Annotated in this window: 20 protein-coding genes, 1 pseudogene and 1 riboswitch; of the genes and pseudogenes, 16 read left to right on the top strand and 5 right to left on the bottom strand. The window is 46.4% G+C overall.

What is annotated here, in order from left to right; translation table 11 throughout:
- Nucleotides 1–16 precede the first annotated feature (16 nt).
- From JI667_RS12080 to rlmD, 9 genes and pseudogenes are all read left to right on the top strand, one after another.
- Nucleotides 17–1101, top strand: a pseudogene (locus JI667_RS12080) (ABC transporter substrate-binding protein).
- Nucleotides 1091–1924: an alkaline phosphatase family protein gene (locus JI667_RS12075; RefSeq protein WP_206853866.1), complete on the top strand. Its 834-nt coding sequence runs from the start codon at nucleotides 1091–1093 to the stop codon at nucleotides 1922–1924. The pseudogene JI667_RS12080 and the gene JI667_RS12075 overlap by 11 nt, the downstream one beginning before the upstream one ends.
- Nucleotides 1925–1998: 74 nt before the next feature.
- Complete coding sequence (locus tag JI667_RS12070; RefSeq protein WP_206853863.1) at nucleotides 1999–2844, top strand: ABC transporter permease; 846 nt, start codon at nucleotides 1999–2001, stop codon at nucleotides 2842–2844.
- Nucleotides 2841–3620 (top strand): ABC transporter permease, encoded by a 780-nt coding sequence (locus JI667_RS12065; RefSeq protein WP_206853860.1) that lies wholly within the window; start codon nucleotides 2841–2843, stop codon nucleotides 3618–3620. The genes JI667_RS12070 and JI667_RS12065 overlap by 4 nt, the downstream gene beginning before the upstream one ends.
- 1 nt (nucleotide 3621) lies before the next feature.
- The gene (locus tag JI667_RS12060; protein WP_206853855.1) at nucleotides 3622–4626 is read left to right on the top strand and encodes an ABC transporter ATP-binding protein; all 1005 of its coding nucleotides are present in this window, start codon (nucleotides 3622–3624) and stop codon (nucleotides 4624–4626) included.
- Complete coding sequence (locus JI667_RS12055) at nucleotides 4623–5402, top strand: DeoR/GlpR family DNA-binding transcription regulator (protein ID WP_206853853.1); 780 nt, start codon at nucleotides 4623–4625, stop codon at nucleotides 5400–5402. The genes JI667_RS12060 and JI667_RS12055 overlap by 4 nt, the downstream gene beginning before the upstream one ends.
- Before the next feature lie 12 nt (nucleotides 5403–5414).
- Nucleotides 5415–6380: a histidinol phosphate phosphatase domain-containing protein gene (locus JI667_RS12050; RefSeq protein WP_206853851.1), complete on the top strand. Its 966-nt coding sequence runs from the start codon at nucleotides 5415–5417 to the stop codon at nucleotides 6378–6380.
- Nucleotides 6381–6589: 209 nt separating this feature from the next.
- Complete coding sequence (locus JI667_RS12045; protein WP_206853849.1) at nucleotides 6590–7486, top strand: N-acetylmuramoyl-L-alanine amidase family protein; 897 nt, start codon at nucleotides 6590–6592, stop codon at nucleotides 7484–7486.
- Nucleotides 7487–7615: 129 nt separating this feature from the next.
- Nucleotides 7616–8980, top strand: a complete 1365-nt coding sequence (gene rlmD, locus JI667_RS12040) for a 23S rRNA (uracil(1939)-C(5))-methyltransferase RlmD (RefSeq protein WP_414635237.1) — start codon at nucleotides 7616–7618, stop codon at nucleotides 8978–8980.
- A gap of 137 nt (nucleotides 8981–9117) precedes the next feature.
- Here the strand turns inward: rlmD and JI667_RS12035 are convergent, their stop codons facing one another.
- The 3 genes from JI667_RS12035 to JI667_RS12025 are packed head-to-tail and all read right to left on the bottom strand — an operon-like array spanning nucleotide 9118 to nucleotide 11635.
- On the bottom strand, nucleotides 9118–9711 hold the full coding sequence (locus JI667_RS12035) for a hypothetical protein (RefSeq protein ID WP_206853836.1): 594 nt from the start codon (nucleotides 9709–9711) through the stop codon (nucleotides 9118–9120).
- Entirely contained in the window at nucleotides 9708–10733 is a 1026-nt protein-coding gene (locus JI667_RS12030; protein ID WP_206853835.1) for an ABC transporter permease subunit, read from the bottom strand. Before JI667_RS12030 ends, JI667_RS12035 begins: the two co-directional genes overlap by 4 nt.
- On the bottom strand, nucleotides 10730–11635 hold the full coding sequence (locus JI667_RS12025; protein ID WP_206853832.1) for an ABC transporter permease subunit: 906 nt from the start codon (nucleotides 11633–11635) through the stop codon (nucleotides 10730–10732). The genes JI667_RS12030 and JI667_RS12025 overlap by 4 nt, the downstream gene beginning before the upstream one ends.
- 160 nt (nucleotides 11636–11795) lie before the next feature.
- Here JI667_RS12025 and JI667_RS12020 point away from each other — a divergent pair, with 160 nt between their 5' ends.
- From JI667_RS12020 to JI667_RS12010, 3 genes are all read left to right on the top strand, one after another.
- Nucleotides 11796–13190 carry an amino acid permease gene (locus JI667_RS12020; protein ID WP_206853831.1) on the top strand — a complete coding sequence of 465 codons (1395 nt, stop codon included), beginning with the start codon at nucleotides 11796–11798 and terminating at the stop codon, nucleotides 13188–13190.
- A gap of 103 nt (nucleotides 13191–13293) precedes the next feature.
- The gene (locus JI667_RS12015; RefSeq protein WP_206853830.1) at nucleotides 13294–14739 is read left to right on the top strand and encodes a protein adenylyltransferase SelO; all 1446 of its coding nucleotides are present in this window, start codon (nucleotides 13294–13296) and stop codon (nucleotides 14737–14739) included.
- Between the two features lie 42 nt (nucleotides 14740–14781).
- Complete coding sequence (locus JI667_RS12010) at nucleotides 14782–15816, top strand: zinc-binding dehydrogenase (protein ID WP_206853826.1); 1035 nt, start codon at nucleotides 14782–14784, stop codon at nucleotides 15814–15816.
- A 128-nt stretch (nucleotides 15817–15944) separates the two neighbouring features.
- Here JI667_RS12010 and nei read toward each other — a convergent pair whose 3' ends face one another.
- Nucleotides 15945–16769 (bottom strand): endonuclease VIII, encoded by an 825-nt coding sequence (gene nei / locus JI667_RS12005; protein ID WP_206853823.1) that lies wholly within the window; start codon nucleotides 16767–16769, stop codon nucleotides 15945–15947.
- 166 nt (nucleotides 16770–16935) lie between these two features.
- Between nei and JI667_RS12000 the strand changes: the two genes are divergently transcribed.
- Nucleotides 16936–18432: an amidase family protein gene (locus JI667_RS12000; RefSeq protein WP_206853820.1), complete on the top strand. Its 1497-nt coding sequence runs from the start codon at nucleotides 16936–16938 to the stop codon at nucleotides 18430–18432.
- A 173-nt stretch (nucleotides 18433–18605) separates the two neighbouring features.
- Here JI667_RS12000 and JI667_RS11995 read toward each other — a convergent pair whose 3' ends face one another.
- Nucleotides 18606–19505 carry a Gfo/Idh/MocA family protein gene (locus JI667_RS11995; protein ID WP_206853817.1) on the bottom strand — a complete coding sequence of 300 codons (900 nt, stop codon included), beginning with the start codon at nucleotides 19503–19505 and terminating at the stop codon, nucleotides 18606–18608.
- A 176-nt stretch (nucleotides 19506–19681) separates the two neighbouring features.
- A riboswitch (purine riboswitch) is annotated at nucleotides 19682–19785 on the top strand.
- A 137-nt stretch (nucleotides 19786–19922) separates the two neighbouring features.
- Here JI667_RS11995 and JI667_RS11990 point away from each other — a divergent pair.
- The 3 genes from JI667_RS11990 to JI667_RS11980 all read left to right on the top strand — a co-directional run bounded on the left by JI667_RS11990 (nucleotide 19923) and on the right by JI667_RS11980 (nucleotide 22697).
- The gene (locus tag JI667_RS11990; RefSeq protein WP_206853814.1) at nucleotides 19923–20783 is read left to right on the top strand and encodes a 5'-methylthioadenosine/S-adenosylhomocysteine nucleosidase; all 861 of its coding nucleotides are present in this window, start codon (nucleotides 19923–19925) and stop codon (nucleotides 20781–20783) included.
- A gap of 110 nt (nucleotides 20784–20893) precedes the next feature.
- Nucleotides 20894–21679 carry an SDR family oxidoreductase gene (locus JI667_RS11985; protein WP_206853811.1) on the top strand — a complete coding sequence of 262 codons (786 nt, stop codon included), beginning with the start codon at nucleotides 20894–20896 and terminating at the stop codon, nucleotides 21677–21679.
- A 79-nt stretch (nucleotides 21680–21758) separates the two neighbouring features.
- Nucleotides 21759–22697, top strand: a complete 939-nt coding sequence (locus tag JI667_RS11980; protein WP_244668302.1) for a TRM11 family SAM-dependent methyltransferase — start codon at nucleotides 21759–21761, stop codon at nucleotides 22695–22697.
- The last annotated feature ends 33 nt before the right edge of the window (nucleotides 22698–22730 follow it).

The following is a 22730-nucleotide window of genomic DNA, read 5'->3' as shown; positions in this document are numbered from 1 at the left end:
ATAGGAGGAGACATCCATGAAGAAGAATGCATTGTTGAAGGTATTGACTGTAGGGGTGACTTCCGCTTTCCTTATGGCGGGCTGTTCAGGAACGATAGCGCAGAAGGAAGCAAAATTGATACTAGTAATCTATCATTGGACCAAATAGAAAAGAAGGCAAAAGAAGAAGGGGAAGTGAACTCAGTTGGAATGCCCGATTCATGGGCGAACTGGGGACAGACGTGGAAGGATATCACAGAGAAGTATGATATCAAGCATACAGATACAGACATGTCGAGTGCCGAAGAGCTTGCGAAGTTTGAAACAGGAAATGTCGATGTAGGGGATGTCGGTGTGGCATTCGGCCCTCTTGCTGAAGAGAAGGAACTGACGCTTCCATATAAACCGACGCACTGGGATGAAATCCCCGATTGGGCGAAAGATGACAATGGAGACTGGGTGGTAGGCTATACCGGAACCATGGCTTTCATTATCGATAAGAATAACGTGAAGAATCCTCCTTCTTCATGGAGTGATCTCTTAAAGGGTGACTATAAGGTGGATGTAGGTGACGTGATGAAAGCCAATCAGGCTCAATTCGCTGTCCTCGCAGCCGCAATTGCAAACGGTGGGGACGAGAAGAATATTGAACCGGGAATCGAATTCTTCCAAAAAATCGCAAAACAGAAACGCCTTCAGACGACGGATCCATCCTTGACGTCTCTGGAAAAAGGGGAGACGGATGTCGCGATTGTATGGGATTTCAACGCATTGAACTATCGTGACCAAATCGATAAAGATCGTTTTGAAGTTGTGATTCCATCTGATTCATCTGTCGTGTCGGGATATGCGAATATCATCAATAAAAAGGCCAAGGATCCACATGCCGCGATGCTGACACGTGAATACATCCTTTCTGATGAAGGACAGGCAAACCTTGCCCGTGGATATGCAAGACCGATCCGTGAAGAAGTGGAACTACCTGAAGATGCGAAAGCAAAGCTTCTGCCGGATAGTATGTATAAGAATGTACGACCGGTTGAGGATGCAGTAGCATGGGAAAAGACAACAAAATCCCTACCTCAAAAATGGCAGGAGGAAGTGTTGGTCCATGTCAACTAACGACAAGCTGATTTTCATCATGATCGATGGACTGCGATTTGATACGGCCGTGGACAACATGGGGTATCTGCATCATTTGGTGGAAAAGGGACAGGCTTCACGATTTAAGGTGATTTCAGAGGTGCCGAGCATGTCCAGGCCCCTTTACGAAGTCTTGTTGACAGGAACATCCCCTTACCAAAATGGAATTACGTCCAATCAAATAGTCCGTGGGTCAAAGGAAGAGAGCATCTTTCACTTAACGAGTAAGGAAGGATTAAAGAATGCAACGGCAAGCTATCATTGGGTGAGTGAGCTCTACCATTCCGCTCCCTTCAACCCGATGACGGATCGCATCAAGCTTGACGGGAATGGCCCGATTCAAAACGGGTTCTTCTATTGGGAGGATCACTATCCCGATACACATCTTTTTGCTGATGCCAACTATATGAAAACAACAAACGATCCTGATTTCCTTTATATTCACAGCATGAATGTAGATGATGATGGACACAAATATACGGCAGATTCCGCTGGTTACAGAAATCGTGTGATCGCCGTGGATGTCTTGCTTGCTTCGGTTCTTCCCGACTGGATAGAGGAAGGATACCAGATCATCATCTCTGCCGATCATGGAATGAACAAGGATGGTCAGCATGGAGGAACGACGAAGGAAGACAGGGAAGTCCCGTTATTTGTCATCAGTTCGAAACTAGAAGCAGGAATCTATGAAGAGGAAGTCCCGCAGCTTCAAATCGCACCATTCGTATGTAAACTATTAAACATTCAACCGTCACCTGCCATGCAGGAATTAACGATTCCAGGACTCACTGAGGGTTTGTAGTCCTCTCAGGGTGAGGGGCGCATCGTCCCTTGACCCTGATCGCTGGGACAATGGCGTAAAAGGAGTGAATACTCATGAAAAAGAGGAAATCCGGTATTTTTCTTACAATGGTTCCTTTAGTGGTCTTTATTCTATTATTCTTGATCGTTCCATTGCTATCGATGATTCATGCAAGTTTTACAAAAGGTGGGGAAGGGTCGTTTTCCCTGGCTAACTATATGGAGATCTTTACGAATCCCTATTACTATCAATCATTCGAGAATAGTATCATCATTTCGATTTCGTCTACCGTCGTGGCGATGATCCTTGCGCTTTTTGCTTCATACGCCATTACCTTTTTTCACAAAAAGACTCAGGACCGGATTCTCGTACTGGCAAATTTGACGTCGAACTTCGCCGGAATCCCATTATCCTTTGCATTTATCGTCCTATTGGGAAATAGCGGTGTGTTCACGATTTTAGCGGAAAAACTCGATGTTGCGCTACTGAATCACTTTAATCTGTATTCCTGGACTGGTCTCATACTCATTTATATTTACTTTCAATTACCCTTGGCTGTCATGCTTATGTTTCCGGCATTCCATGGCATCAAGGAGCAGTGGAGGGAATCGGCTTATCTTCTCGGCGCGTCCCCGCTTGTGTTCTGGAAACGCATTGGGGTTCCGATCCTTTTACCGAGCGTCGCGGGTACATCGAGCATTTTATTCGCGAATTCCATGGGTGCATATGCTTCGGCCTATGCACTCACAGGAAGCACCTATAACTTGGCCACGATCAGAATCGGAGCCCTGATTTCAGGTGATATCTTTGCCCAGCCTGAACTTGGAAGCGCACTTGCCGTGTTACTGGGAGTAACGCTGATTGTCTCGATGCTGATCAATGAATGGCTCACACGAAAGGTAAGGAGGGATGTCGGATGAAGAAGAGTCGGGTTTCGTTCGTTCCCTTGGTCATTGTGTTTGCTTATCTCATCATTCCGCTTTTAGCCACGTTTTTATATTCGGTATCAACGAAATGGAATCAAACGGTTTTGCCGGAAGGAATCACGTTTAAGTGGTATGCGGAGCTATTCAGTGATGGAGCATTTACGTCAGCAGTCATCCGTTCCCTTGTGCTTTCAGGAGGGGCAACCGTTCTTTCAGCTCTCTTCATGGTACCTGCGATATTTGCCATAGTGGTCTATGCGCCTCGTTTGGAAAAGGGGCTGCAGGCGATTGTGCTCCTCACCTATGCCATGCCGGGAGTCATTATGGCAGTAGGGCTGCTACGGGCCTATTCGAAAGTCGGCGTTCCCATGGTACTGGTGACGGTCGGTGCGTATTTCATCGGGATCATGCCGTATATGTATCAGGGTACCCGAAATAGTCTCAGAAACATTCATGCCGTATCACTGATGGAATCGGCTGAACTGCTGGGGGCATCTAAAATATCGGCCTTCAGGAAAATCATCGTACCCAATATCATGACGGGCATCCTGGTGTCGGCCCTCCTTTCATTTTCGATTCTGTTCGGGGAATTCGTCCTGGCTAACTTATTGGTCGGTGGCAGTTATGAAACGGTACAAATTTACTTGTATGAGCAACTAAAGAAAAGTGGTCATTTCTCCAGTGCCATCGTCGTGTGTTATTTCGTATTCATCAGTGTCCTATCAAGCTTGGTTGTGAAATTTGCCCAGCGTAAAAAGGAGTCGTTCTAACATGAGCTTTATCACATTGAATCACATCCGAAAATCCTTTGAAGGCCAGACGGTCATTCAGAATATGAACCTCGAAATCGAGAAAGGGGAACTTGTGACATTCCTGGGCCCAAGCGGTTGCGGAAAAAGTACTCTCCTTAGGATGATTGCAGGTCTTGTCACTCCGGAACAGGGCTCTATTCTAATCGATGGAAGAGATGTGACCCATGTCTCGCCAAAGGACAGAGGAGTGGGAATGGTGTTTCAATCCTATGCACTGTTTCCCAATATGAATGTGTATGAAAATGTCGCCTTCGGATTGAAAATGAAGAAAATGGAGAAGGGCAAAATACATGAAAAAGTGATGAATATCATTGAACTGGTAGGACTGACAGGGAAAGAAAAGGCTCTTCCACATGAATTATCCGGCGGTCAGCAGCAGAGAGTCGCTTTGGCAAGAAGTGTTGTCGTTGAGCCGAAAGTTCTTCTGTTGGATGAACCACTAAGTGCACTTGATGCTCAAATCCGAAAGAATCTACAAAAGCTGTTACGATCGATTCAGCAAAGACTTGGGATCACGATGATCCTTGTGACTCACGATCAGGAAGAAGCCATGGTGGTCAGTGATCGAATTGTCTTGCTGAACAAAGGTGAAATGGTTCAAAGTGGACATCCTGATGATATCTATATGAATCCGTCTACGGAATTTGCCGCCAGGTTCATTGGTCATTACAATGTCCTCGAGGCAGGTGAGCTCGATGCCCTACTGGGTCCGGCAACCATTCCTGACAGCAGGCTATATGCCATCCGGCCTGAAGCGTTTCAGAGAACAGAACCGGGCGATTCTTTTGCCATAAAAGCTGTAGTGAAAGACATCGCTGTATTAGGAAGCATCGTACGCTATACGTTAGAGTCGAGCTCTGTGACAATCTCTGCGGACTTGCTGCAGCAAAGAGAGACGGGACTGACGCCTGATGGTGAAGTCATGCTATATATCCAAAAAGAGGACGTGATTCCACTGACATGAGTGCATTTGCAGCGGACCGGCACAAATTAATAGAAGACATCCTTCAAGAGGATGAGAAGATATACGTTACCCAATTAGCAGAAAAAATGGGTGTGACGCCTGAAACCATTCGAAAAGATCTGGCGTTTCTCGAAAAAGAAAAACGTCTCACCCGTGTCCATGGAGGAGCGGTGAAATACGTAACACCCGTGCAAGAACCATTGTTCCGGCAAAAGATGAATGTCCGGCTGGAGGAAAAACGGACGATCGGAAAACTTGCTTCCCGGTATGTACAGGACGGGGATACGATCATGTTGGACGTGGGGACCACCACCTATCAACTTGCCCATGCCCTCGCCGGGCTTCAGCGTCTGACGATCGTCACCAATTCGCTCGCTGCAGCGGAAATCATCAATAAGAGCCTCGAAGCAAAGATTTTTGATGGAAAGCTTGTGATGCTTGGCGGGATGAGCAATCCTCAACAGAAATCGGTGGCAGGGGCATTGACCATCCAAATGCTCCGGCATTTTCAATTTGACAAAGTATTCCTGTCTTGCGGAGGAGTCACCATGACAGACATCTTCGACTATGATCTGGAAGAATCCCTCGTTTCTGAAACCGTCATGAAGCAGGGGAGGGAGATTTATCTTCTAATCGATTCCTCCAAATTGAACTCTACCTCTTTTTGCCGGATTGGTTCCGTTGAGGATCTGGACTATGTGGTCTGTGATGCCCCGATGCCGAGGGAGTGGCAAAAAAATAAACATCGTAGATTTAAAAAATGGATTTCGCCATAAGGAGGAGACCTCATGACAGTCGATTACCACGTACATCTGGAAGAAGGCCCCTATTCATTTCGCTGGCTTGAACGTACGAGCCGCGCACTTCAGCATTTTTATCCGATCCAAGAAGGAGTGCATCAACGCGACTGGATCAGGTCCAGCCACAATGCTTTGAGGGAAAGGTTAGAAAAAGGACCCTATTCACCCGAGTGGCTCGATCTGTACTTGCAAAAAGCTAAAGAAAGAAACCTGAGTGAAGTCGGAATCGTCGATCATTTATACCGTTTCAATGAGACGAGGGACTATTTTGAAAATCATATGGACATCAGCGAAACCGACTTGGGAAGAAAGCAGCATCGGTGGTTGAAGCAGGTGATGACCGAAAACATGGATGACTTTGTAGGATTCATCGAAAGTCAGAAAGCTAAGTGGGCGGATCACGGCATCCAGCTGAAGCTTGGAATGGAGGCAGACTTCTTCCCGGGTTCACATGACAGACTGAAAGAGCTGTTATCAGGGCATAATTGGGATTATGTCATCGGTTCGGTCCATTTCGTTGACGGATGGGGATTTGATAATCCTGAAGCCATCGATCAATTTGAGCGATATGATCTGGAAGAGTTGTACGGACGCTTCTTCCAAATTGTGGAGGAGGCCATCCGCAGCGGCTTATTTGATTTTGTCGCTCACCTCGATAATCTGAAAGTCTTCAACTTCAGACCGAAGGAGGATAAACTTCTGCACAGTTACCAAAAAATCGCGCGTGCACTGGTAGAAACCAATACAGCCACAGAAGTGAACGCTGGTTTGTTTTACCGTTATCCGATTAAAGAAATGTGCCCGAGTCCGAGCTTTTTGAAAGTGCTGGCTGAAGCCGGTGTGAGGTTTACCACTTCATCGGATTCCCACTTTCCGGATGATATCGGACTTTATGTGAGTGAAAATACTGAAGTAATCAAAAAGCTCGGAATTCATCAAGTAGCCACTTTTTAGAAAGGGTTTGAAGATAATCCTGATATGTTCTGGTATGCAAAACTGCTCAGTCTTTTCGATTTAATAGATAAATAGATTGTGTGCCTGCCTCCCGGTTCTTGAGCCGTGGGTGGCAGGCACTTTTTTTATCTTTTTCCAGCTCTTTTTCTCTAGCCGTGACCATTTGCCCAAGCTGTGAATATCTAACTGGTGAAAGGAGGATGTAAAATATGGGGAATGCTGGAGATTATTTAATTGCGTTGGATGATGGTCATGGACTTGGGACAGCTGGTAAACGGACGCCTTATATTCCGTCGATTGGCAGGAAGATCAGGGAAAATGAGTTCAATGAGAGAGTGACCATCTTTTTGAAGATGGAATTGGAGAGGTGCGGATATCGGACGCTGTTGACGGCTCCTACTGATGCAGACACACCCCTGAAGACCCGGACAGATGCAGCGAATTCCTTTGGGGCCGATGCATTGATTTCCAATCACTTTAACGCCTTCGACGGGAAGTTTGATGGTTCAGGTAATGATCCTGAAGGGCATTCGATTCACGTTTATTACAATGATAGTGCGGACAGGAGACTGGCTGAACATATCGCGAAGTACTTGAAACAAGGAACGAAGCAAGTGTACCGGGGAATCATTGAACAGAATCTTCATATGACGAGGGAGTTCAATGGACCGGCTGTCCTTGTGGAGAATGGATTTATGGATAATGAGAGGGAAGCGCTGCTCATGATCAACGAGGATTTTCAACGGGAAACGGCAAGGGAGCAGGCGCTTGGGGTATGTGATTTCTTCGGAGTGCCTTATGTGGCTGCTGGGAACCCGGGTAATGGGGGAACCACTCCCATTTCAGACGTGCCGGGCAGTGGGGATGTCGTCGGTAAGCGTGTCGAGAGTATATACAGAGGGGCGGAAGGACTTGATTTTTACAGCAGGCCGACCTTTGATGATACTTACCGTGTAGGAATCCTGAAGTACGGATACGGTTTTCCGACGATTGTACGGACATTAAAGGTGGAAGGGGCTGACATGTATGAGGTCAAAAACTCCAGGGGATATGTGTTTTATGTGACAGCATCTCTGAAATATGTGAAGGTGGTGGGAAGCGGGTAACCATGGCTCCTTTGATGCGACCCCGTAGCCATATCCCTGTTGCATTTCGCCTCCTTTTTTAATAAAGTATAGAGTTAGAGAGCTTTTTGAAGGAGGACGTAGAAATTGTCGAATATCAAACCAGAAACAATGGTTGCTACAATAGAAGAATTAGATCAGAAAGGATCGGGACAGGCCGTGATCTGGCGTGAGAATGAGCTCGGGAATCCGAAGAAGCTGAGACTCACGATCCCTCAGACCCTTATGGGGGAAAAGGTGAAAGTGACGGTGGATCAGCCGGATCGCAGAAGACGGAAAGCGATGGCCGATGAAATCCTGGAAGCGAATCCCGAGCGCATTGCACCGCCCTGCCCGCATTTTGAGCGATGCGGAGGCTGTGTTTGGCAGCACTGGGATTACGAAGGTCAGCTGAAGCACAAGACCGATCATGTGAAAGAGGCTTTAATAGGGCAGGGCTTTGATCCCGCCCTTGTCCGCGACACAATGGGTATGGACAATCCATGGCGTTACCGTAATAAAATGGAGTTTACGTTTTCACCTGAAGGAGAGCTTGGCCTGCATGAACAGGGGAATTTCCGTAAAGTCATTTCCCTTGAAACATGTCTGATCGCAAGTGAAGAAATGGTCGAAGCGACAATGGAAGTGGCCGATTGGGCAAAGGATCATGACTTAGAGGGGTATGACAAGGATAAGCATGAAGGACTGTTACGCCATTTAATGGTCCGCCAATCGTTTGCAACAGGCGAATTGATGCTTGCCGTGTTCGCTACAGAAGCCCCAAATGCCCACCCAAATGCGGTGGAGGATCTAATCAAACGTGTTGAAGAGAAGTTTCCCCATGTGAAGAGTCTATTATGGCTTGAAAACACGGCATGGGCTGACCGTACTCAGGCAGAGGAAATTCACCTGTTAGCAGGCCGTGATTTCATATACGACGAGATGGATGGTTATCAGTTCCGCCTGTGGTTCGATACGTTCTTCCAAACGAATCCGACTCAGGCACAGAAACTTGTGGATCTGGCGATCGAAATGGGACAGCCGAAGGAAACGGAGAAGATGATTGATCTTTTCTGTGGAGTCGGGACGTTCTCTCTGCCATTTGCAAGGAGAGTAGGGGAGCTCGCCGGTATTGAAATTGTGGAAAGTTCCATTGAATCGGCAAAGCGGAACGCCAATGATAACGGAATATCCAACACCACATTCCTTGCAAAGGATGCACGTAAAGGGATTGACCAGATGCTGGAGAGCTTCGGTCATCCGGAGCTGTTGATGCTAGATCCTCCGCGTTCCGGTGCCGGTGGCAAAGTGATGAGACGGATCGGTCGTGCGAAACCGGAGCGCATCGTGTACGTTTCATGTAACCCGGATACATTCGCAACGGATATCAAAGAGCTCGAACCATTCGGTTATACGCTGGATGCCGTGCAGCCCGTTGATCTATTCCCCCATACAGTGCACGTAGAATGTGTCGCGACACTCACATTGAATGCATAAGCTGGACAGCATAGCGCTTGTCCCCTAAAGAAAACACCTGACTCCTATGAGGATCAGGTGTTTTTTGATTATGGGGAGGGACGGACCTCTGATTCACGATCCAACACGGATTCATTGTAAGAAGTGAGACCCGTCCCTCACTTCACAGCCCTGGATTTATTCGGTATGTTGGTCAGGTTCCATATGACGCCGTCTCCGTTGGGGTCGGTGATGCTTACGATAGGGGCGACGAGAATCATTCCGGAGACGGTGTTTTCGTTGTATTCGAAGTCGAGGTAGCCGATGTTCGGGGCAATGTCTTCCCCCCAGAATCCGTAAATTTCCTGAACTTTGGATTTTTGGATGGCAGGGTTAAAAAGGACCTCCAGCTTGTAGCGCGAATCCGGGTCGACCCTGTCCACTTTGATCTGGAAATTTCCTTTTTCGTCCACCACACTGGTACTCTCTGTGACGTATTCTTCACTTTCTTCCCCCTGCCAGTTAATGACCCTCGCGTATGATTCGAAATCTCCATAGTCCTTGAGCCCGGCAAACAGGATGCTGTCTTCCGGCAGGTTGGACTTTCCTTCGACGATGAGTTCATCTCCATTCAGCAGGACGGTACCGGATAAGTCAATCCTGACCCCCGATGGTGCCGCCGGTTTTTGAGGCAGATCCGTTGCCATTTCAACCCGGCATCCCGTCAGGAGAATGAGACAGGCTGACAACATGCAGAACAGCTGATTTCTCAATGAAATTCCTCCTTTGAAGTCCTACTGAATGAAAATGGATCTTCAAGCGTTGAAGAAGATGCCGGCTTATCAGAGGAGGTCCGTCCCTCACTCACGGGTATCGTTTCTTCTAACAGAACATCTTTCAAAACCCTGGTGATTTCATTGATGCAGAAGATCGATACGGCAAAAAAGACAAGGGGTGTCATCACCAGCCATGTATGGAGAAAGACCATTTGTATGTTGATGCTCATCGTGGCCGCCCACTCATTCGTAAAAGAGAAATATTCCGGAATATGCTCCATAATCCCGAACTCCTCCGTTTTCAATCCACCGAGGCAGATATGAAGCACCCCCAGTTGAATGAGGAGATACAGGGTCTGGGAGACCTGTTCAGAAAACATGACCAGGGCATGGCGGCTGAATTGGGGGCGCAGATGTTGTTTGATGATATGAAATCTGGTTGCGCCGATTTGTCTGGAGACAGAAATAAAATCATTCTTCAAATATTCCTTCATTTCCTCCCCCAAATACATGCCCAGTGATGGGATGACGATAATGGCGATCACCACAACTTGAATGATCAAAAATTGAAACGAATACATTTCTCCGGCTTCAAAAGCAAGCTGAAGAGGAGTGAGAAGAATGAATGCAATGATGGCAAGGGGAATGAAATTGAATGTATCCCCGATTCCCTTGATCATCTGTCTTATCCAATCGGGAAGAAAAGCATACAGTATCCCGAATGCGAAACCGCCGATCATGCGTAGAAGCGCAATGACGATAGCCGACAAGAGTGTATATTTCGCTCCTGCAAGCAGTAAAAAAAATAAATTCCTCCCAAGTTTATCACTTCCGAGAGGGGTCATCTGTTCCATGGAATAGGGAGGATCTGCAATCACCTTTCCGGAATCATCCTTTAAATACGGAGGACCCGGCTCAAGGAGATCAGGAAAGAGATAAGGCACGATAAAGCTTGATGAGAGGATCACCAACAGAAAACCAAGTGGCAGCCAAAATCTGAGTGATTTGAGAATCCTCATGAACCAACCTCCTCTCCTGAGAGCCATTTCTTCAGAATGACCGCTCCTAATGTAAACACGATGAAAAACGGTATGTAAATCATCAACATCCCAATAAAAAACGCAGTGGGAGTATTAATAGACATATCCAAAAGCACATTCATAAACCCATTGATATTAAATAGGATTTCGATGATCAACAGATTAGAAAGCATCAGCAGGAAGATAGGCTTAATATGATAATAGAAATGGACCCATACATTTCGGAACAGATGAACCCATATCGTATAAGCCTTCGAAAATCCTTTAGAATAGGAATACTCTACATAGGGCTTCTCTTCCTCTTCCCGAAGCTGAAATAAGAAGTGCTTTGTTAAAAAAGCAATCGGCATGATGGCAAGACAAACAATCGGGAGCAGATAAATTTTTTCATCGCCTAGAGTATAAATATCAAACAGCAGAATATCGGTCTTTTTGAAAAACCAGACAATGAACAGCTGGATGAATACGATGATCATGACATCCGGCAGTGAGTCCAGGGAATCCAGCAGGCGAAAGCATATACGATATACTTTCCTTGGCAGAAACATAAACAAGTAGCTCACGAGAGAAGATGCGATGGCAGCCAGGGAGAAAGAAAGTAATAAGAGAGAAAACGAATAACCGAATAGTTGGAAGAATATCGGGTAAATCGGATAACTTTTGAAGTCCATGGGATCGCCTATTCTGATAATGATGGAACTGGGATTCAGCAGTTCTCGTCCCATTTCCTGCAGTGTTTGAAGATACTTTCCAAGCATGATCACCAATTCTTCATCGTAATCGAGCAACGAACCCGCTCCGCTGAAAAGGAATAACCCGATACACGTGAGAACAAATTGCATGGGAAGACCGATAAATTGAAGTCTCCTCAGTAGAACCACCTCCAACCTCTTTTAGAATTAGTATAACGGCACATTACGAAAATTTCAAAATAATTTTAATTTTTACAATAATGTTAATTCTGTGGAAGTGGCAGTTTGAATAGTTAACCGAGTCGATGAAAATCCTATGAGTATGTGAATCATACGAAAGGGTGATGGAATGAAAGACGAGCATTTATTGACTCAGACGGTTGCTCATCATCAACACAAGAAGCGCAAGAAACGAAAGGGAACAAAGCTAAGCTGGTGGCAGCTTTCCCTGATCGGCATCGGATCCGTCATTGGGGCTGGGTTTTTCCTTGGGACAGGGTTATCAATTAAGACGGCGGGACCTTCCATCCTGATCGATTATGTCATCGCAGGGGTGACAGCTTATTTTGTGTTCAGTGCCCTGGCAGAAATGATTACGAATGATCCTCAAAAAGGGACATTTCGCATCTACGCCAAGAAAGCGTTTGGCCATTCGTTCGGATTTATCTCCGGATGGATGTACTGGATTTCCGGCATTCTGATCATGTCCAGTGAAATTGTGGCATTATCAACATTCACCCAATTTTGGTTTCCGCAGATTCCGCTATGGATCTTTTCCGTCATCTATGCTGCATTTGGGTTTGCCATTAACCTTTTGGGTGCAAGTAACTTTGGGAGGATCGAATCGGTTTTTGCTGTGATAAAATTATCCACATTGCTGATTTTTATTGTGTTCGGTGCTCTGCTATTATTTCATATCATTACGCCGTCCGAGCTTGAATCCGCTAAGAACGCAGGCATTTCTCCTTTTATGCCAGAGGGGATCAAAGGGACGTGGGCTGCCTTGATATTTGTATTCTTCTCCTTTGGGGGAATTGCGGTCCTGGGGATTGCGTCCAATGAATTAAGGGAGAAAAAAGACGTTCCGAAGGCCGGGAAGGGAACACTTTTCTCACTTGTGACGGTCTATGTCCTGTCTTTGTTTTTTGTCATGAGCATGGTGTCATGGACGAAGATCAATGAAACGGAAAGTCCGTTTGTTACGGCACTCTCGGCTTATCATATCCCGTTCCTTGATTCAATCTTCAACATCATCATCATCAGTGCAGCTTTCTCGACGATGGTGGGGGCCCTCTTCTCAATCACAAATGTCATGATTTCTCTTGCAGTGGATGGGGACGCTCCGAAAGGATTTGCGAAAAAAAATGATCGGGGAGTGGCAGTGAAATCCTTGATGATTACAGCAGTTGGACTTGGCGTATCGATCCTGTTCTCCTTCCTTCTGCCCGATGAAGTGTATGAATACATCACCACAGCCGCAGGGGTCATGTTGATCCTGAATTGGGTGATCATCCTTGTGTCCCATATCAAGCTACATCCTTCCTATGATGCGTCAAATGGAAAATTCAAGATGTTCGGCTATCCTTATACCTCTTATGTTGGCATCGGTCTGATTCTTCTCGCGATTTCAGGAGCTATGGTCCATGCCAATCATCGGATCGGATTGTTCATTTCATTAGGGTTGATCCTTGTGATTTATCTGTCTTATTGGGGTGTTTTCCGCAGGGGTCATAAAGGACATTAAAGGATAGTAGCGCTATAATGAATGAGAGAACAGAGAACTTTACAAAAAATCATAGAGGGTCTATGATTTTTTGTTTTATTTACGAAGAGGAGGAGATGAGACGATGGGAAATAATGCAGGTTGGAATCTCGATAACAGTTTTACCAGCCTTCCAGGGGCGTTTTTCACCCGGCAGAATCCCACTCCCGTGCGTTCACCACAGTTAGTGGTGTTGAACGGAGAGGTGGCGGAATCGTTAGGGTTGGATGCAAGGAAGCTTTCAGCCGGGGTTTTATCCGGCAATGATATCCCAACGGGTGCAGCCCCCCTTGCCCAGGCCTATGCCGGGCATCAATTTGGTCACTTTAACATGCTGGGGGACGGGCGTGCGGTCCTGATCGGGGAACAGATTACGCCTAGTGGTGGGCGGTTCGATATCCAGTTGAAAGGTGGTGGGAGCACTTCCTATTCCCGTGGAGGGGATGGTCGCGCGGGTCTCGGTCCCATGCTACGGGAACACATCATCAGTGAAGCGATGCATGGACTCGGGATCCCTACGACCCGAAGTCTGGCAGTGGTGACTACGGGAGAACCGATTTACCGGGAAACAGAGCAGGAAGGTGCGGTTCTGACAAGGGTGGCAGCGAGTCATCTCCGTGTCGGAACGTTCCAATTTGCTTCCAGATTCGGTGAGGCAGATGACCTGCGTGCCCTTGCCGACTATGCCCTTAAGCGACATTACCCTGAAGGTTTGGAGGCAGAGAATCCCTATCTGCACCTGTTGCAGAAAGTGATCAAACGTCAGGCTGCCCTCATTTCCAAGTGGCAGATGGTCGGATTCATCCACGGGGTGATGAACACGGACAATATGACGATAAGCGGAGAAACGATCGATTACGGACCTTGTGCCTTTATGGATACGTATGATCCGAAAACGGTCTTCAGCTCGATAGATACACAAGGTCGATATGCCTACGTAAATCAACCGCCGATCGCCGGCTGGAATCTTGCCCGTTTTGCCGAGAGCCTGCTGCCGATCCTTCATGATGAACAGGAAGACTCCCTTAAGATTGCACAGGATGCCGTCCTTGAATTTCCGAAGCTTTATGAGGCACACTGGCTGGAAGGTATGAGAGCAAAGCTTGGATTATTTAATAAGGAAGAAGGAGACCGTGCTCTTGCAGAGGATTTACTGCATGTAATGAAGGGAAATCAAGCAGACTATACCAATACGTTTCGCAGCCTGGCGCTCGGCAATGAAGAGTCAGTCGTCTTCAAAACGGCAGAATTTTCCGATTGGAAAGAGCGATGGGATACAAGACGTGGCAGGCAGGAAGAATCGAAGGACGACTCATTGAAGCTGATGAAGAGCAGCAACCCTTCGGTTATTCCACGTAATCACCGGGTGGAAGAAGCATTGCAGGCTGCTGTCGAAAAGAACGATTTCAGCGTGATGGACCGGCTACTGGCTGTGTTGAAAAATCCGTACGCTTACTCACCGGAACAGGATGAATATTGTACGCTTCCTGTCCCATCCCGTCGACCGTATCGTACGTATTGCGGAACGTGATGTGTTAGTGGAAGATACGAAAATGAAGAAAGGTGATGACTAATGAAGGCTGTGCAAGTGACGGGATATGGAGATGTAGACAAGCTCTCGGTAGTGGAGATAGCGGTTCCGACACCACAAAAGGGTGAAGTCCTGGTCAAAGTAAAGGCATGTGCCATCAACAATACTGAAATCTGGATGAGAGAAGGCGCTTATGGAACTGAAGAGAAGTCTGGCTGGCGTCCTGAAGGAGTCCAGTTCCCAAGAATTCCAGGATCGGATATCACAGGTGAAATCGTAGAAGTGGGGGCCGATGTTCCAGAAACGTTGGTGGGGAAGGCGGTTGTCCTTTTCCCTTTTACTTCAAGAGGTAAGGAAGGCAGCGAACATATTTCTGACGATATGTCTTTCATTGGGTCCGAATATGACGGAGGATATGCAGAGTATGTCGTCTGGCCCTCTGAACTCTGTTATGATATGCCTCTGTCTACATTTGAAGAAAGTGCTGTGTTTTCCGTCAGCGGTTTGACGGCCTGGCATATGGTGGAACAGATCAAGGCAAAACCCTCTGAAACGATCGTTGTAACGGGCGCCAATGGAGGTGTAGGGTCATTGAATGTACAAATCGCTTCAAATGTTTACGGTTCAACGGTCATCGCGATCGTTGGGAACTTGGAGTTGGAAAGTAAAGTGAAAGAACTTGGTGCCACTCATGTACTGTCCTATAAGTCACCAACCCTTGCTGAAGAAATAATAGAAGTAAATGGTGGTCCGGTGGATTCCGTATTGGATGTTGTCGGAGACGCATTGTTTTCAACTTCCCTGGAAGTATTAAAAAAAGGTGGGAAATTCTGCATATCAGGCTCTGCCGGTGGTCAGATAACTGAACTCGACTTCAGAAGCCTTTATCTAAAGCACATCACATTTTATGGCTCGGTCCTGGGCACAAGAGAAGAGTTCAAACGGATGCTTGATGCGATCTCTGAAGGCAAAATCAAGCCGGTCATTGATCGGACCTATCCCCTGGAAAAGGCAGGGGAAGCACAAACGTATTTTAAACATTCAGGAAAACTGGGGAAGATTCTATTACTTCCATAATCGCTACACGAAAAGCTCGGAGTCATTTGATTCTGAGCTTTTTTTAGTTCCTTATAAAGGATTATCAATTGTGTGTATGTAATACGTGAAAGCCCATTCTAGCCATAAACAGCTTGAATGGGCTCTTCTTACGGTGATTTTTGACAAACCGGACAAAAGTACAGTCTCCTCGAAGCTGCAACGGTCTTCTTGATTTCACTTCCGCATATGAAGCATGATGCCCCTTCACGGTTGAATACCCAGTGGCGATAACGGGAACGTTCCACTCCTTGTGATTTCAACTTGTTGGCGAGTTCAAGATCATTCGTGATCCCTCCCGTTTCATAGGATTGCTTCATTAAATGGATGATGCTTTCAGCCGCTTTCTCTAACTGATCCCGCGGGCAATCAATCGGTCGAAGGGAAGGATGGATACCTGAGGTGAACATAATTTCTGATCTTAAATAATTTCCGATTCCGGCTACAAAGCCCTGGTCCAATAATAGAATCGCCCATTTACGGTTTCGGAACTGCTTGTCCTTCATCTGATCGATTAAATCATCTGCTGTTACCTTTTCGCTTAATAGATCTGGTCCCACCTTTGAAATGAACGGATGCTCCGGCACTTCCTCATCACGGAGGACTTCAATATCCGATGCACTGTAGAGGATTGCCGATTTCCTGTCGTTATGCAAAGCAAGGCGGAGCTGTCTGTTTGTTTTTGGATAGTTGTAGGATTTCCGGACATACCATTTTCCATAGAGCTGATTGTGGGAGTAAATCGTGTAGCCGTTATCAAAGCGGATGAGCATGGCCTTTCCCTTCGTATCCACCCTTGACACGATTGCCCCCGTTAACAGGTCTTCGTACCCTTTCAAATGGGGGAAGGCAAAATAGATATCCTGTACAGTTTTATTTTTAAGAGCTTGCTCAATGGTATCGGCGGCTCTTCTGATTTCGGGACCTTCTGGCATGGTGGTTTCTCCTTTTTTAGTATAGTTGTTCCCTGTTTTTTAAAGGATGTAACATTCGGATAGGTTACACCCTGTGTTTTGCCCCTAGTGAACTAATTAAGGGGATAAAAAGGTGAATTCTTCCATCACGTAGAAAGTCATATATACATCGTTAATAGGGGGGAGCATGGTGGAAGGCTTTCGATATAAAGAATACGACGGTTTAGGATTAGCAGAGCTCGTGAAGAAAAAAGAAGTTCATCCGAAAGAATTGGTAGAAGAAGCCATTACGCAAATAGAGACAAAAAATCCAGCTTTAAATGCCGTCATTCACAAAATGTATGAACAGGCGAGAAATACTGCAGACAAAGAACTGACTGGAGCTTTCGCCGGTGTACCGATGTTATTGAAAGATATAACCCAGGAAATCAAGGGTGAGCCCCTTACTGCAGGCTCAAGATCCCTTCAGGCATATCAAGCGAAAGCGGATTCAGAGTATACGAGGAGATTAAAGGAGGCGGGAGTGGTTATCCTGGGGCAAACGAATGTACCTGAATTTGCATTGGTTGCTGTGACAGAGCCAACCCATTATGGGGCGACAAAGAACCCGTGGAATCCTTTTTATACACCCGGTGGTTCGAGTGGAGGTTCAGCGGCCGCAGTTGCCTCCGGAATAGTCCCGATCGCCGGTGCTAACGATGGAGGAGGTTCGATTCGAATCCCTGCTGCCTATTGCGGCTTATTCGGCTTGAAACCAACCAGAGGACGAACCCCCGTAGGACCTACCTATGGTAGAGCGTGGCAGGGTGCTTCTGTAGAACATGTCTTGACAAAGTCGGTCAGGGATAGCGCAGCCATGCTGGATGAGTTACGAATCCATGAGAAATCGGCAGCATTCTATGCTCCTCCTTTCGAGGGGAACTATCTTCGGGCATGTCACACTCCGCTGGGACAGAAATTAAGAATCGCTTATACGACTAAATCCCCAATAGGAACGAAGCTTCACCCGGAATGTGAAAGTGCCGTTTTGAAAGCGGCTAAAATGCTGGAAGGAATGGGCCACATTGTGGAAGAAAAAGAAGTTCCGGTAGATGGACAGAAAATAGCGAGAAGTTATTTAACCATGTATTTTGGCGAAACAGCGGCCATACTAACGTCCCTTGAAGAAACACTTGGACGAAAGGCTACAATGAACGATGTAGAAGCGTCAACTTGGCTTCTGGGTATGCTTGGGAGAGCCACAACGGCTGAGGAATTTGTTCTCGGACTAAGGGAATGGGATAAAGCAGCCTTTCAAATGGAATGCTTTCATGAAACCTATGATATGTATGTGACACCTACAACGGCCTTCCCACCAGCCAAGATAGGTGAATTGGAGCCTACCACCTCTGAAAGACTATTGATGGGAACAGTGAGCAGGTTGGGCCTCGGAAGCCTATTAAAGAGGGTGGGGATAGTGGATCAAATTGCACAAAAAAACCTGATGCGCACTCCTTTTACTCAGTTGGCAAACTTAACAGGACAGCCAGCCATGTCACTTCCATTACATCGGACTTCGGAGGGGCTACCCATTGGAGTACAGGTGATGGCAGCGAAGGGGAGAGAAGATTTGCTTCTTCAATTAGCGGGGGAAGTCGAACAGTCTGAACATTGGTTGAAGGTAGAGAGTTGTCCTCCATTCTAAAAGGGAGTTCGAGATGTTCTTCTGAAACGGAAACAGTGGATTGGAACCTCCATCCAGAAGGTCCGTCCCTCTACTTCAAAAGCGCGTTCCCGGTAGGACACCGATAGTGTGTTCCTTCCGGGCTTTTGTCTTCTGGGAATGAATGAAGAACGGGAAACAACCCCGTCTTCTATTTATTGGATCATACCGACGATTCGTTCACAGATCTCATGGGTGACCAGAGAGTCCTCGATGGATGGATCTGGATTCTTTCCGTGTTCTACACAATGTATAAAGTGTTCGACCAAGTCATAGAACCCTCGTTTGTAAAGTGTCGGCTCCCAGTCTCCAAAGGAAGAAATGCTCTTTTGCTTGTTGTGATAATGGGTTGTCTCCACAAGGCTGTTGACGACATATTTGTGATGACCCGCAGAGTATTCGATGATTTCTTCCGTTACACCGCCATCACGGTTCATGATCCCGACAGCTGTACAGTCTTCACCGATCAGCTGGATGATGAGATGATGAAGGATGTCTCCTTTTTTTAGGAACTGAACCTTTACATCCTTCACCTCTGAAACCATCAGGAAGCGGAGAGTGTCTACGACATGAATGAAATCTTCGACGACGAATCTTCTTGGCTCGTCCGGTGCCGCAAATCTATTTTTCTGCATCAATAGGAAGCTCGGTTTTCCATGCTCTTTAAGTTCTTTCACCTTCGGAATGAACCGTCGGTTGAATCCAACCATGGCAATCTTACCGCTGTCTTTCGCGAGTTGAATGATCCGTTCGGTTTCATGTAAGTTCAGTGAAATCGGTTTGTCTATGTACACATGAACATCATTCTCAAGGAGCTTTTCCGTTATCTCAAAGTGGGCGTCTGTGGCCGTGCTCACGAAGGCTGCGTCGATATTCTCCGCAATCAATTCTTCCACATGTCGAACCCGGTGTTCGATTCGATATTGGTCAGCCAGTTTATGTAGGGTTTCTTCGTTTCTGGTACAAAGCACGAGCTCGATACCTTCTTTTTCTGAAAGAACAGGCAGGTAGGCTTTTTTCGCAATATCACCTAATCCAATAAGTCCGATTTTCATATTCTACACCTCATCATTTTTCTTTTATTATAGTATTCTGTCTTTGGATTTCAAATTATCCGCTTACCCTGCGAAAGAAAGAGATTCTATAAAACACGAACATTAAAACTGTTTATTTAAATAAAATTCGTATTTTTGTTGAATTTACTAATAGGTTTTGTTATAGTAACACCGTAACACAATTACATAGCGTTACTCGTATATCCTCGGTAATACGGTCTGAGCGTTTCTACCTGGTTCCCATTATAAGAACTAGACTACGAGTTAAGGTGTTCGGTTTTTCGGCATGTTTGTCGTTTACCCGTACTTTGACTTCGGGAGGTCTGGAATGTAGGAATCACTCTACCAATCCAGGTCTTTTTCTTTTGACCTAAACAGACAGAGGGACTCAATCAACTAGAAAAGGGAGAGATTCAAATGAAAAAGAAGTTGGTCTCATTTACAGCACTATCTGTACTTGCACTATCCGTATTCACCGGATGCAGTTCGACCCAAACCGAAGCAAAGGAAAAAAAGGAAGAGCAGCCGATCATGATACAGGGTCCTATGCCAATCGAAGCTGAAAAATTTGCCGGGAAACTTGAACATGTGAAAGAAGAGACATCCGGCTCGTTTGTTTTTTATAAAGGAACGTTGGATGACTATCCGGTCATCGTGACAAAGACAGGAAAAGGAATGGAAAATACGGCAGCGGCAACGGCTGTAGCCATTGAAAAATATAATCCCATCGCCATCATCAATCAAGGGACATCCGGAGGCCATGACCCGGAACTGGACGTGTTTGATATCGTATTAGGGGAAAGAACCGTGAATCTCGGTTCTTTAAAAACAGGCAACCTGGCTGATGAGGAAGGCATCGAACCGACTGCCTGGAAACCGATGGACCTGATGGCCTCTGAGGGTAGTGCAGGGGAAGACCCGGATGCAGAAAAAATTCGTTACTATGATGGAGATGAAGATTTACTTGCTGCGGCCAAAGCCGTAAAGGATATGTACAAAAAAGGGAAAGTCGTGGAAGGGACGATCGGTTCTGCAGACGTGTGGAATAACGAAGTCGATCGCATCCAATGGTTTCATGAGAAATACGGTACGTCTGTAGAAGAGATGGAAGGAGCAGCCGCGGCACAAATCGCCGGGGCATATGATGTGCCTTTCCTTGGTATTCGTGTTTTGTCAAATAACAAAACGAACGGCGGATCGTACAATCCCGAAACAGCAGCTGCGAACCAGGGGTATGTATATGAAGTGGTGAAAGAGTATATTGCCGAGATGAAGTAATTTATCATGGAGGGACCGATCCGTAGTCGGTCCCTTTTGATTTGAAAAAGTTTTACTTATTCTGTTAAAGGGAAGAAGATATTATACTGGATTGCCAAGGAGGAAACAGAATGGGTAAAACAATTTTCATCACTGGCGCGGGAAGCGGTCTCGCCAAGGGAGCATCACTTGGTCTTGCAAAAAAGGGCCACCGTGTCATTGCGACGACAGAGCTTACCTCTCAAAAGACCGATCTAATGAGAGAAGCGGAGGAACAAGGATTGAATATGGAGGTATTTAAGCTTGATATAACGAATCCAAGAGATCGCGAGCAAATATCGAAGTATGAGTTCGATGTCTTCGTAGCCAATGCGGCCATCAATGAAGGGGGACCACTCGGGGAAGTGCCGATGGATCGTTTTCGGGCCCTCTTTGAAGTGAATGTGTTCGCCACCCTGGAAACGGTTCAATTGGCCGCACAGAAGCTTGTGAAGAAAGGCAGCGGGAAAATCGTGTTCATGAGTTCCATGGCCGGGATCTCTGCAACGCCTTATGTCGGTCCCTATACGGCAACCAAGCATGCTGTGGAAGGGATTGCCCAAACCTTGAAATCAGAGCTTGAAGAATTCGGTGTGAAGGTCGCGACCATCAATCCCGGTGCATTCGAAACCGGATTCAATAAACGGAGCGGTGAAGAGATTTGGAAGTGGTTCGACGATGAAAAGAACTTCACCCGCAAGGAAGATATCTTGGAACAGCAGAAAGGATTGGAAGATCAGTTTGATCCTGAAGACATGATCCAAAAGATGATTGAAATCATCCCCGCAGAAAATCATAAATTCCGTACGGTATACCCGGAAGAAACGGAGAAACAGTTGAAACAGACGCAAGCGGAGCGTTGGGAAATGGAAATCTGATTAAGGAGGGAGGAGACCCGGGAAGGGGTCCCTCCCTTTTTTTGTGGTACAATGGTGAAATGCAAAACCACAGACGGAGTTGATTACAATAGAAACGAAAAACTATTTATATACGTTTTCATGTGAGCCGGATGAAGAGTCCCTATGTGCATTGGAAAGACGCATCCTGTTCGGAGAGGCTTCTGACTCTGGCATTCTCGAAAGTACGGTGAAGGTCGATCCAAGCAGAAGCCCTTTCATCCGGGAGAGACTGGAGATCATATGCGAAGGTGCCGAATTAGAAGAATTGCTTCATAACATAGAGAAGTTAGACGCAGTGGATGGATTCAAGGTCGTGTTTGTACAAAATCCAGATGGTGACAGAGTCGGTTTTAAGAAACTGCGGAGGATCGAGAAGGAAATCGGCCTACATCTTAAGGGCGAAGCGGAACTCGTCAATCCCCATATTTGGTATGGTGTCATCAACACCGGTGAACGCTGGGTGTTTGGGGCTTATATGAAAAATGAAGCGATCTGGCTGCATCATGTGAAAAAGCCTCACAGCTATTCCACTGCGCTGGGTACCCGTGTGGCAAGAGCCGTCGTGAACATTGCGGCGCCGGAAACGGAAGGCATCAAGATGATCGATCCGTGCTGCGGAATCGGGACGGTCCTGGTAGAAGCTCTATCAATGGGTATCGATATTGTAGGCAGTGACCGCAATTCCTTGATCCTCGACGGAGTAAGGGAGAATATCGCTCATTTCGGTCTGGAAGGGGAAGTGACCCTGAAGGATATCAATGATGTAGAAGGCAGCTATGATGTCGCGGTCATTGACTTACCTTATAATCTTTGTTCCGTCATCACGGATGATGAGCAGCTTGAAATGCTTCGCAGTGCAAGAAAGTTCGCATCTAAAGTTGTGATTGTTACATTAGAACACGTAGATGATAATGTAGGACAAGCTGGCTTTGATATTGTAGATCGTTGCGAAGTAAGGAAGGGGAGATTTGTTCGGGAAGTTCTGGTTTGTGAGTGAAGAAGAGGCTCAAGCTGAACAGAATGGAAGAGA

Origin of the sequence: Bacillus sp. NTK074B, from assembly GCF_017303375.1 — a bacterium.
Classification (GTDB): domain Bacteria; phylum Bacillota; class Bacilli; order Bacillales; family Bacillaceae_B; genus Rossellomorea.
This window is presented reverse-complemented; position numbering and strand designations above follow the sequence as displayed.

What these genes read in the sequence shown, in the direction of transcription:
- JI667_RS12075 (WP_206853866.1), top strand. Translation starts at nt 1,091, where the DNA reads ATGTCAACTAACGACAAGCTGATTTTCATCATGATCGATGGACTGCGA.
- JI667_RS12070 (WP_206853863.1), top strand. Translation starts at nt 1,999, where the DNA reads ATGAAAAAGAGGAAATCCGGTATTTTTCTTACAATGGTTCCTTTAGTG.
- JI667_RS12065 (WP_206853860.1), top strand. Translation starts at nt 2,841, where the DNA reads ATGAAGAAGAGTCGGGTTTCGTTCGTTCCCTTGGTCATTGTGTTTGCT.
- JI667_RS12060 (WP_206853855.1), top strand. Translation starts at nt 3,622, where the DNA reads ATGAGCTTTATCACATTGAATCACATCCGAAAATCCTTTGAAGGCCAG.
- JI667_RS12055 (WP_206853853.1), top strand. Translation starts at nt 4,623, where the DNA reads ATGAGTGCATTTGCAGCGGACCGGCACAAATTAATAGAAGACATCCTT.
- JI667_RS12050 (WP_206853851.1), top strand. Translation starts at nt 5,415, where the DNA reads ATGACAGTCGATTACCACGTACATCTGGAAGAAGGCCCCTATTCATTT.
- JI667_RS12045 (WP_206853849.1), top strand. Translation starts at nt 6,590, where the DNA reads ATGGGGAATGCTGGAGATTATTTAATTGCGTTGGATGATGGTCATGGA.
- rlmD (WP_414635237.1), top strand. Translation starts at nt 7,616, where the DNA reads ATGGTTGCTACAATAGAAGAATTAGATCAGAAAGGATCGGGACAGGCC.
- JI667_RS12030 (WP_206853835.1), bottom strand. Translation starts at nt 10,733, where the DNA reads ATGAGGATTCTCAAATCACTCAGATTTTGGCTGCCACTTGGTTTTCTG.
- JI667_RS12020 (WP_206853831.1), top strand. Translation starts at nt 11,796, where the DNA reads ATGAAAGACGAGCATTTATTGACTCAGACGGTTGCTCATCATCAACAC.
- JI667_RS12015 (WP_206853830.1), top strand. Translation starts at nt 13,294, where the DNA reads ATGGGAAATAATGCAGGTTGGAATCTCGATAACAGTTTTACCAGCCTT.
- JI667_RS12010 (WP_206853826.1), top strand. Translation starts at nt 14,782, where the DNA reads ATGAAGGCTGTGCAAGTGACGGGATATGGAGATGTAGACAAGCTCTCG.
- nei (WP_206853823.1), bottom strand. Translation starts at nt 16,769, where the DNA reads ATGCCAGAAGGTCCCGAAATCAGAAGAGCCGCCGATACCATTGAGCAA.
- JI667_RS12000 (WP_206853820.1), top strand. Translation starts at nt 16,936, where the DNA reads ATGGTGGAAGGCTTTCGATATAAAGAATACGACGGTTTAGGATTAGCA.
- JI667_RS11995 (WP_206853817.1), bottom strand. Translation starts at nt 19,505, where the DNA reads ATGAAAATCGGACTTATTGGATTAGGTGATATTGCGAAAAAAGCCTAC.
- JI667_RS11990 (WP_206853814.1), top strand. Translation starts at nt 19,923, where the DNA reads ATGAAAAAGAAGTTGGTCTCATTTACAGCACTATCTGTACTTGCACTA.
- JI667_RS11985 (WP_206853811.1), top strand. Translation starts at nt 20,894, where the DNA reads ATGGGTAAAACAATTTTCATCACTGGCGCGGGAAGCGGTCTCGCCAAG.